Raw genomic sequence first — 10,159 nt, forward strand, 5'->3', positions numbered from 1 at the left:
GGAACGCGGGTTTCACGCACCCCCCTCGTCACGGGAATGCCTATTTCCGGAATTGCACTCCGGCGGACTACCGGGCCGGTGTGCCGAGCACACCGGCCGCGTCGACCAGCAGCGTTCCCGAGGTCACCTCGACGGTCACCGTGTGCCGGCCGCACGCGAGACCCCGCAGGCCGAACGTCTGCTGGTAGTTCGTGGACACCCGGGTCGCCAGATCGGTTCCGGTCACCACGCCGTCCACGGTCACCGTCAGGCGGGCCGTGCCGTCGTTCACGCCGAGCAGGTCCAGGCCCGTACCCGAGAAGGTGTAGGTCAGCGTCGAACCGGGGGTCTTGGTGATCGAGGCCGAGCGCTGGTACTCGTACATGCCGCGCCCGTTGCTGTGCTGCCACGTCCCGGCGTAGACGAGCTTCGTGTTCGGTACCTGGGCCAGATCGGTCATCTCCAGGTTGTCGAGCAGCTCGCTGTAGTACGGCGGGTACCCGGAGACCCGCTCGACCCGCAGATTGTCGAAGCTGGTGTAGTGGAAACCGCTGGCCAGGTCGACGCGCCCGGAGAGGAAGGGCTTCGGGTCGGCCCAGGCGAAGACCTGGGTCCCGTCGACGAAACCGGTCACGTCCGCCCCGGTCACCCGGATCGCGAGGTGGTGCCACGCGGCCGCGTCGAAGGCGCTGACCGCTCCGCTCGCGGTGACACTTCCGGTACGCAGGAACTGCCAGCCCCCGTCCGAGCCGAGGCGCAGCGCGTACGGGGTCCCGGCGAGACTGTGCGACGCGCTACCGCCGGTCGACCGGGCGCCGATCGCGGCATAGTTGTCCGCTGATACCTCTCGGTCAAAGCGCACGTCGACGGAGGTCTGGTAGTCGGTCCAGCGCAGGTCGCCGACCCCGGTGATCGGGTCCGCGTTGTTCCAGGCGCCACCGACCCCGGTCACGTCCCGGTCCACCTGCTGGCGCAGTACCCGGTTCCCGTCCTCGGTGACCGCCTCGAATGATCCGTTCCGGTCCCAGGTGTAGAGCGGGATCGCACCGGTGTCGCCACCGCGCTCGTCGACGAAGCCCTGTTCGTAGTCGAAGTCGTCGGCCCAGAGCGTCCCGTGCTTCGGGTCCGCGTCCAGCACGGTGCGCTTCCCCTCGACCGGCAGCGGTGCGGTCCACTCCGGGTCGTGGCTGACGTCGAGCGAGGTCACGGTCGCGATCGAGTACGGCGCCACGGTCACCGTGCCGCCCGGGGCGATGTCCGCGACGTGCCGCTTGTACCCGGCGTTGAACGCCTGCCCACCGGCCGCCGCGTTCGTCTGCCAGACCGCGAGGGTCGGATCGGTGCCGAGGTCGAAACCGGTCGGCGTGATGGTGTAGGTGGCCGGGTACTCAGAGTCGTTGACCAGGACCGTGGAGAAGTCCGAGGCGTCCGGCGCGGCCATCGTCAGGTAGTCCGGCAGCCCGTTGCGCCCGACCACGGGATTGGTGCCGGTGGCGGTCGACGCGCTCGCCTGCGGCACCACCCGCCAGATGCCTGCGGTGTTGGTGTCGTTCTCCCAGCCGGTCGTGGCGAAACTGCTGAAATGTTGCAGCACGGCGAGTCCCGCGTCGTAGTGCATCCACCCTGACCACGGGTCGCGCGCCGAGATGAGCTCCTTGTAGGAGTACTGTCCGCCCTCATAGAACGAGCCGATCGCCGGCTGATAGATGAAGTGCGTCCGCCGCGACTTCACGAATCCCTTGACGATCGTGTTCGCCATCTCCAGCGCGCTGCCCGAGCCGCCCAGCCCGGTCCCCGCCACGCTCGGATCCGCCGTGTTGTTGTTCGGCCGGAACGCCGAGTTGCTGAACGTCGCCTGCGCCTCGCTGTTCCAGACCTCCTTGTCGTACTGTTCGGCCAGCCGCGTGAAGTTCCCGGCGCTGTCATCGTCGGTGTTGTAGTGATATCCCGCCGCCGTCACCGCGCTGAGCAGGTCCGCGTCCCCGGTCAGCGCGCCGCCGAAGCTCCCGATCCCGGCCTCGTCCGAGATCACCACCTTGATCCGGTGATAGAGCTCCGCCTCCCCGGGCTGAAAGTCAACATCATCGGTCAACACCTTCTTGGCGTACGCCTTCGTCCAGGTGAGGTCCGCGGCCGCCTCGTTCACGCCGGGGTTCACGTAGTCGACCATGTACCCGTACGTGCGGTACGCCGCGAGAATCGTCTCCTTGTACCAGGCGTAGATCTTGTCGTTGGTGTCCGCCCACTTCGGCGCGTTCCAGCGCAGGATGCTCACCTTGAGGTCCGGGTTCACCTTCTTGGCGTCCGCCGCGAGCTGGAACCCGGGGTGCCGCGCCACGTTCGCCGGCTCGTCCGCCCACCGTTTGGTCGCCGGATCCGACCCGGTCGAGTTGTTCCGGTCGTCACCCATCTCGATCTTCACATGGCTCATCACCGGATGCGCCCCACCGAAGAGCACGCGGAGCAGCCGTACGTAAGCCTCGGGGTGCTGGGCCTTGTAGTCCAGGAGCAGAGCGCTGGTGCTGTTGGCGCTCAGCACGCCGAACCCCTTGAAGGTCAGCCCGTTGACGTTCCCGGCGGCGACATCCGCGGCATCGACGGTAATCTCGACGGCCGTGGCCGCGGAGGCGGATGGGGTGGGCAGCACGACGCCGGCGAGAAGCAGCACGACGACGGCGACGAGGCGACGGCCGATCATGCGGCCAGCCTAGGAATGAATATAGTTCAGCGTCAATACTTAGTCAGTCGAGGGGACATGGGATGGGCTTCAGCGACGAGGTGCGCTCGGCGTTCCGGCGTGGCGAGAACGAGGTCGTCGTCCGGATGAGCGAGGCCGAGATCGCGCGGGCCCGCGCGGCCGGCGATCCGGCGGGCGAGGTGGAGGCGCTGTACAGCCTGGCCCGGGTGGCGATCCGCGGCGGCGACCTGCCCACCGGTGAGAAGCTGGCCGGGCAGGCCCTGGAGGTGGCCCTCGACTCCGGCGACCGCGCGCTGGAGGAACGCCCCCGCCACATGCTGGCCGCGGTGGCCCGGATCTCCGGCGACCTGCTCCGCGCCCGCGACCTGTACCGCGAGAGCATCGCCCTGAACGAGGCCCTCGGCAACGCGCTCACGGTCAACTCGGAATACCACAACCTCGCCTTCTGCGAGTTGAAGCTCGGCAACATCGGGGCAGCCCGGAACCTCTTCACGGCCGGCCGGGATCGGGTTTTCCACGAGGGCTGGACCGATTTCGTGCCCTACGTCTGCCTGGCCTACGCCGCGCTCGCCTCCGCAGAGGCCTCTCTTTCCACGGCTTCCCTTCCCGCCGTCGAGACTGATCAGGAACGGGCAGCGTTTCTTGTCGGGGTGACCGACGCGGCGTTCGCGGCGCTCGGCCAGGTCCCGGATCCCGACGACGCCGCCGACCTGGCCCTGGTCCGCGCGGCAGCCCTCGAAGCGCTCGGCCCCACCCGCTTCGACGAGCAGCACGCCCGCGGCCTCACCACCGCCCCTCGCGACGCGCTGACCTGATCCGCGCCCAGCCGAAGGCGCCCAGCCGAAGGCGCCCAGCCGAAGGCGCCCAGCCGAAGGCGCCCAGCGCCCGCATGATGACGCGCTGGGCTGATCACCCGCGAGGGCCGGGTTTGCTCACCCGTACGATGAGAATCGAGTGAGGCGGCGGCGCAGGCCGCGGCAGGCGATCTGATCATCGGAGGACACGTGGCACGGGACGACATCGCGCGCGGGCAGGCGGAACGGCTTCGCCAACTGGACGACGCCGCGCGGGTGGCCACGACTTTCGACGCGATCATCAACAACGGCGCACTCTGGGTATGGGGCGACGAGGGCGACATCCTCTTCACCGAGGACGCCCGCCGCCGCAACCTGCTGCCGATCTGGCCGCACGCCACGGTGGCCCGCCTGGAGAACGAGGGCGACGAGCCGGGTGAGGAGGCCATCCGCATCCCGTTGAAGGTCTTCCTGAAGGAGTGGCTCCCTCAGCTCGAGGAGGACGAGGCCGACATCGCCATCTTCCCGGTCGAGGGCCTGAACGCGGCCACGGTAACGCTCTCCGACTTCCGCGCGAGAGTCAGCCCGGCCCGCTGACCCGTATGCCCCGGGCCACCCACCGCATGCCTCCGGCCACCTACCGGCATCTGCCCTGGCTCGGCTGGAGTTCATTCCTCCTTCTGATCTTCGGTTCCGGCGCGGTCCGTATGGCGGCGACGGCAATCAGTTCACCCAGCATCAACAGTGTGGCGAGCGCGTACACCGGTCTACTGCTGATCTCCCCGATCATCGGTTTCCTGGCGCTCGGCTTCCGCGTACGCACCATCGTCGACGACGAGGCCATCACCCAGCAGTGGTACCTCCGTGCCCACCGCGTCCCGTTCACCGAGATCACCGCGGTGGAACGGGACGCATCATCGAAACGCTGGTTCCTCCGTGTCCACTGCGGCACCGAGACGTTCGAGGTCATCCCCTGCCAACTGATGGTGACCGCCGGTGGCCCTTTCAGCCCTCACCCCCCGAAGGCGATGCTGGCCGTCGAGGAGGCCATCTCCCAGCGCCGCCCGTGACCATCTCCATCGTCAACCATTCTCCGTCCTGGATCGTCCTCCGCCCTGAGCTGTCTCCGCCCTGAGCTGGCTCCGCCCTGAGCTGGCTCCGCCCTGAGCTGGCTCCGTATCTGCCGCGCGCCTGCACCTGGCAACCGCCGTAGCCGAAGCGACGCCGTGACGACCATGGCGGCCGCCTCTTCGGGGCCCAGCTTTTCCGGGACGGGCATTGGGCACAAAGGCCCACGACACCCATCCAATTGGATCACTAAGGTCGCTGAGTGATCAGTTTCTGGCGCTCCTATGCAGTGGCTACCGGGTGGGCAGTCCTGACCATCCCGCTGGTGATGTTGGCGTACCTCCTCGGCTACAGCGTCGCCACCGGAGTCTCGCCGACCGCAGAGGACCTCGCCTGGGGCATCTCGTTCTCGGTCTTCCTCTTCATCCCCCTCATGCTCCTGGTCGACGTGATCGTCTCCCCGGCCTGGATCTTCTTCCGCCGCGCCAAGGTCACCTCCGTCTTCCGTCTCGGCACCGAGGCCGCCGGCGCCGGCCTGTTCGCCGCCTTCCTGGCATTCCTGGCTTACCGCTCGATCTGGTAGCCCTCCAGGTAGCCTCTAGCGAGTGGTTGCCTACCTTCGGTGACGCGATTGAGCTCCGCGTGGTGCATGCGTGCTGTGGCGAAGGACCAGGGTTCCGTCATGCCGGGAAGCTAACCGCAGTCCTCCTCTCCGCGTCTGCCCCGCTGCCGGCCCACCGAGCGAGCGCCCTGTCGAGCCGGGCACGGGTGTCCTCGTCGTCCGAGATGGCGGCCCAGATGATCACCCCGTCCGGCCGGACCAGGATGCTCGGTTCCCCGGTACGCGGCTCATGCGCGTACACAAACCGGGGTTTGACAGTGGAGAGGCTGCCCTCGGCTGTCCGATCGACGAGCACGAACCCGCCGTCGTGGCCGTGATCGAACAGGCCGCCCACGATGGTCCCGACCGGCACGTCGGCGTCCTCCGCGACGTCGTAGCGCTGCAGGATCCCGGCCGTCAGCGCCACCAGACGGTTCATCACTCCGGGCACGGTCAACAGCTGATCCGCCATCACCGCCCGTAGCTGCCCCGTCTGCTCGTCGCCGCGCATCAGCGCCACCTGCGCCCGTGTCCAGTCGAGCACCCCGGCCGCGATCGGGTGACGCTCGGACTGATAGGTGTCGAGCAACCCCTCGGGTGCCCACCCCTGGGATGGTCGCCGCCAGTTTCCACCCCAGGTTGACAGCGTCACCGAGACCGAGATTCAACCCCTGCCCACTGAACGGCGCGTGCACGTGGGCGGCGTCCCCGGCGAGCAGCACCCGCCCGTGCCGATAGGAGACCGCCTGCCGCGTGTTGTCCGACCACCGCGTCGCCCGCCCGCGCAACCCGGTGATCGTCACCGAGACCCCGGTGACCTCACGAACCACCTCCTGCAACTCACCCACCGTGACCGGCGCCTCCCGGTCCGGCGGCTGCTCGCCGAACCGGGCCACCAGGATGCGCCCCGGCACCGGCCCATATGCGTAGATCCCTCGTGGCGTCCAATTCCAGCCACGCCTCAGCCCGCTCGCATCCTCCATCTCCGTGATCGCCTGATAGCCCACCAGCGTCGGCGGCGTCCCCTCGAACCCGACACCGAGCCGCCTGCGAACCACACTCCGCCCACCGTCCGCCGCCACCACCCAGTCCGCGGTGAACTCGCCCGCGCTCGTCTCGACGACGGCGCTCTCTCCCTCCGGGCTCCGCACGCCTCGCACCTCTATACCCCGCCGGACTTCCACCCCGAGCTCGGCGCACCACTCGCCCAGCACCAGCTCGAGGTCGAACTGCGGCACCAGCACCGCGCCGGCCACCCCGGCGTGCGCGGTCAGGACCGGATCGCCCTGGTCGACCAGATCCGGCCGGAACAGCATCCCCGCGAAGTGCCCCGCCACCGGGAACCTCTGGGCCGCCAGCCGGCCACGCATGCCACCACCTCCCAATTTGGAGAGAAGTCCCTCCTGTATCCCCTCGAGCGCCGGCAGCAGGCCCCGCCGAGCGAGCAACTCGGCGCTCGCCACGTTGATAGAGCCCGCCTTGATGGTCGGATCCGGCTCGCCGAGCCGCTCCAGGACGATCACCTCCGCTCCGTGCAGAGCCAGCTCACCCGCGACGAGGAGACCCGCGGGACCGGCTCCGATGACGACTACATCCACGACACCCTCCATGCCTTACTCGGTAAACTTACCCGGTCAGCATAGCCGGTCAAGGTAGCGTGGCAATATGCCAAATCGAGGTGACCGAGGTGGATCACAAACCAGGGCACGCATCGCCGAGATCGCCACCGCCCTCTTCCTGGAGCACGGCTTCGACCAGGTCACGATCGCCGAAGTGGCCAAAGCGGCGGGCGTCTCCAAAGTGACCGTCTTCGCCCACTTCGAACGCAAGGAGGACCTGCTTCTCGACCGCCTGCCCGACGTCGTCGCCCTGGTCCGCGGTATCGTTCAGGAGCGCCCCACCGGCACCACCGTCGTCGAGGCCTTCCGCCGGGCCACTCTCGACATGGCCGCCCAACGCCACCCGCTGTCCGGCCTGGACACCGACGTCGCCCCGTTCCTCCGCACGGTCATCCACTCGCCCGCGCTCCTCGCCCGGCTGCGCACCTTCGAGCACGAGATAGAGTCGGATCTGGCCACGGCCCTCCGCGACGACCCGCGGTTTTCCGGAGACGCCCACCTGCATGCCGCCCTGTTGGTCGCCACGTACCGCACGGTCGCCACCGCCACGATGCGCCGCCAGCTCGCCGGCTACGACGCTGACACGATCGCCGCCGCCCACGTGCAGCATCTGACGGACGCGTTCGCGCTACTCGCCGCCGGCCTGCGCTGATCGCCTCCGGAGGGGATTCCAACCCCTTTTCGCGTACGCGGAAAAAGTTCTTTGATAACTGGAAAGAGGTTGACGATTCCGGGGCGGGCCGCTCGTCATCCCTGTGCAAGCGGCACACTTCGCACAGGAGGAGAAGAGTCATGCGCTACGCATTGTTGATGCACTACCGTGAACCGGCCGCCGGCGAGCTCAGCGAGGAGGCCGTCGCCGAGGCTCAGCAGGCCTTCGGGGCGTATGCCCACGCGCTACAGAAGGCAGGCGTCCTGCTCTCCGCCGACGTACTGCGCCCCACCGACGGCACCACCAGCGTCACCCGGCGTGACGGCACGCTACAGGTCCAGGACGGGCCGTTCGCCGAGACGAAGGAAGCCCTGGCCGGTGTCTTCCTGCTGGAACTGCCCGACCTGGACGCCGCCATCGCCTGGGCCGAGAAGTGCCCCGGCTCTCAGTGGGGAACGATGGAGATCCGCCCGGTCGCCACATCCTTCCTCGACGGAGCATGGGCACGCTGACGGGTGGTGCCGAGCGAGCCGCCCGGGACAGCTACGGGCGGCTCCTGGCCCTGCTCTCGTCCGCCACCGGCAACCTGCCCACCGCCGAGGACGCACTCGCCGACGCCTTCGAGCGGGCCGTACGCACCTGGCCGCATCAGGGCGTACCCGACAATCCGGATGCGTGGCTACTCACCGTGGCCCGCAACCGCCTGCGCGACTGGTGGAAGTCGGCCGAGCAGCGGCGTACCACCACCCTGGACATCGAGCGCCACTCCCCGGTCCACATCGACGACCTCGACCTGGACGCCATCCCCGACCGCCGCCTCGAGCTGATGATGGTCTGCGCCCACCCGGCGATCGACCGCACGGTACACACGCCGCTGATGCTCAACACGGTGCTCGGCTACACCGCGGAGCAGGTCGCCCGCGCCTTCGTCATGCCCACCGCCACCATGGCCACGCGCCTGGTCCGCGCCAAGCGCCGCATCCGGCTGACCGGTATCCCGTTCCGGATCCCGGATCGCGCCGGCCTACCGCCCCGGATGGCTGCCGTCCTCGAGGCCGTCTACGGCGCATATGTGATCGACTGGTCCACCACCGCCCCGCAGCCACGCGAGCTGCCCTCCGAGGCCGTGCACCTCGCCGAGGTCCTGGCCACGCTCGCCCCGGACGATCCCGAGGCCCACGGCCTGGCCGCCCTGGTTCAGCTCTCCGCCGCTCGCGCTCCCGCCCGCGTCGACGCCGAGGGCCGTTTCGTCCCGCTCCCCGAACAGGACCCGTCCCTCTGGAACACCACCCTGATCGCCCAGGCGCACGCCCACCTCCGCGCCGCCCACGCCCTGTCGCACCTGGGCCGGTTCCAGTTGGAGGCCACCATCCAGGCCGTCCACTGCGCCCGTACCGCGTCCGCCCCGCCCGACTGGCCCACGCTGCTGAATCTCCACCAGCACTTACAGGAGCTGGCCCCGTCCCTCGGCGGCGCGGTGGCCCTGGCCGCCGTCACCGCCGAGGTCACCGGCCCCGCCGCCGCCCTCGCCCTCCTCGACGATCTCCTCACCATGGCCGGCCCACCCGCCCATCGTTTCCAGCCGGCCGCCACGACACGCGCCCACCTGCTGACCCGCCTCGGCCGCTTCCCCGAGGCCATGACCGCTTTCGACCACGCCATCGCGTTGACTCACGATCCCGCCGAACGAACCCACCTGCACCACCTCCGCGCCCGGCTGCCCTCGTGAGGACCGACCGCGCTCACGCGCCGTGACACACGTGCCGACCCGGCTGAACGGCTGCTCTGGAACACCGGTGAGCGTGCCGAGGCAGCACAGATCGAAAGGCGCACCACCGGCGACGGAGTGTGAGACGACGGGAGCACCAGAGGCCACCGGCGGCCTCCCGTGAAACGGTGACACCGCTGGTCACTCGGTTCGCCGAAAGGCCGAAAGCCGGGGCCGGTTTCGGTACCTTCCCCTCATGTCGACGAACGACCAGCCCGACTTCGAAGACCGCATCGTCGCGGATTTCGGCGCTGGCCACAGCATCGACGACATCGCCCAGCGGTACGGGATCAGCCCGGCGGAGATCAACGCCATCATCCACCGGAACGTCGGCCCGATGCCCGGCACGGATTCACCGGGCTCCGCCCCTTTCCCGCCGCCCCAGGCGCAGTCGGCACCACCACCCCACGCGCAGTCGACACCACCGCCCGGCTGGGCGCCTCCCGGTGCCGAACCACCACAGGTGGTCATAGTCCAGTCGCCGCCATCGTCGGTCTATGCGATCGCGTCGCTGATTCTCGGGATAATCAGCCTGATGGGAGGGTTCTGCGTTTGCGGCCTGCCCTGCATCGCCGCGGTCGTGTGCGGGCATCTCGGACTACGCGAGACGAAGGACGGGTCGAAGAGCGGCTACGGCATGGCGGTCGCCGGACTCATCATGGGCTATCTGCTCATCATCCCGACCGTGTTCCTCTTCATCACCGGCGGCATAACCAACGTGCTGACACAGTTCACGGGATAGGGGCCGAGGCCGCGCAGTTAAGGGTTTTCGGGTATCGGCAACACTCGTTCCGGTGGTCGATATCCGCTCATGGAGGGCTTCGCGTCGGCGGGGTGTTCCGTCGGAGCGCGGTGGATCTCTGCGGCTGGCGTTCATGGGTGTCTCAGCCGCTCTGAGGGACCCTTCAGTGCCAGCTCGGCCGGTTCGGCTGGTCGGGGGGGGGGGGGCGGGGGGCGGGGGGCGCCCCCCGCGGCCCGCC

10 protein-coding genes and 1 pseudogene are annotated in these 10,159 nt (G+C 69.0%); 8 read left to right on the forward strand and 3 right to left on the reverse strand.

Translation table 11 applies throughout. From position 1 onward, the window contains the following. Nucleotides 1-67: 67 nt before the first annotated feature. Nucleotides 68-2,677 carry a sugar-binding protein gene (locus AB0M08_RS19100; RefSeq protein WP_364494601.1) on the reverse strand — a complete coding sequence of 870 codons (2,610 nt, stop codon included), beginning with the start codon at nucleotides 2,675-2,677 and terminating at the stop codon, nucleotides 68-70. 62 nt (nucleotides 2,678-2,739) lie between these two features. Here AB0M08_RS19100 and AB0M08_RS19105 point away from each other — a divergent pair, with 62 nt between their 5' ends. From AB0M08_RS19105 to AB0M08_RS19120, 4 genes are all read left to right on the forward strand, one after another. After that, nucleotides 2,740-3,492, forward strand: a complete 753-nt coding sequence (locus tag AB0M08_RS19105) for a tetratricopeptide repeat protein (protein WP_364494604.1) — start codon at nucleotides 2,740-2,742, stop codon at nucleotides 3,490-3,492. A 189-nt stretch (nucleotides 3,493-3,681) separates the two neighbouring features. Next, nucleotides 3,682-4,068, forward strand: coding sequence for a DUF2750 domain-containing protein (locus AB0M08_RS19110; protein ID WP_364494607.1), 387 nt, complete (start codon nucleotides 3,682-3,684; stop codon nucleotides 4,066-4,068). A gap of 26 nt (nucleotides 4,069-4,094) precedes the next feature. Continuing rightward, entirely contained in the window at nucleotides 4,095-4,541 is a 447-nt protein-coding gene (locus AB0M08_RS19115) for a hypothetical protein (protein ID WP_364494610.1), read from the forward strand. Between the two features lie 260 nt (nucleotides 4,542-4,801). After that, nucleotides 4,802-5,122: a hypothetical protein gene (locus AB0M08_RS19120; RefSeq protein WP_364494613.1), complete on the forward strand. Its 321-nt coding sequence runs from the start codon at nucleotides 4,802-4,804 to the stop codon at nucleotides 5,120-5,122. A 97-nt stretch (nucleotides 5,123-5,219) separates the two neighbouring features. On the opposite strand, the gene AB0M08_RS19125 is transcribed toward AB0M08_RS19120, so the two are convergent. Continuing rightward, nucleotides 5,220-5,729: a hypothetical protein gene (locus tag AB0M08_RS19125; RefSeq protein WP_364494616.1), complete on the reverse strand. Its 510-nt coding sequence runs from the start codon at nucleotides 5,727-5,729 to the stop codon at nucleotides 5,220-5,222. A gap of 67 nt (nucleotides 5,730-5,796) precedes the next feature. Next, nucleotides 5,797-6,750, reverse strand: a pseudogene (locus AB0M08_RS19130) (FAD-dependent oxidoreductase); the annotation flags it as partial. A 55-nt stretch (nucleotides 6,751-6,805) separates the two neighbouring features. Here AB0M08_RS19130 and AB0M08_RS19135 point away from each other — a divergent pair. From AB0M08_RS19135 to AB0M08_RS19150, 4 genes are all read left to right on the forward strand, one after another. Continuing rightward, on the forward strand, nucleotides 6,806-7,411 hold the full coding sequence (locus AB0M08_RS19135) for a helix-turn-helix domain-containing protein (protein ID WP_364494619.1): 606 nt from the start codon (nucleotides 6,806-6,808) through the stop codon (nucleotides 7,409-7,411). Nucleotides 7,412-7,551: 140 nt separating this feature from the next. Beyond that, a complete protein-coding gene (locus tag AB0M08_RS19140) occupies nucleotides 7,552-7,923 on the forward strand; it encodes a YciI family protein (protein WP_364494622.1) in 372 nt (123 codons plus the stop codon). Then, nucleotides 7,911-9,140, forward strand: coding sequence for a DUF6596 domain-containing protein (locus AB0M08_RS19145; protein WP_364494625.1), 1,230 nt, complete (start codon nucleotides 7,911-7,913; stop codon nucleotides 9,138-9,140). Before AB0M08_RS19140 ends, AB0M08_RS19145 begins: the two co-directional genes overlap by 13 nt. A gap of 235 nt (nucleotides 9,141-9,375) precedes the next feature. Further along, complete coding sequence (locus AB0M08_RS19150) at nucleotides 9,376-9,921, forward strand: DUF4190 domain-containing protein (RefSeq protein ID WP_364494627.1); 546 nt, start codon at nucleotides 9,376-9,378, stop codon at nucleotides 9,919-9,921. Nucleotides 9,922-10,159 lie beyond the last annotated feature (238 nt).

It is taken from the genome of Actinoplanes sp. NPDC051851 (genome assembly GCF_040681165.1).
Taxonomy (GTDB): Bacteria; Actinomycetota; Actinomycetes; order Mycobacteriales; family Micromonosporaceae; genus Actinoplanes.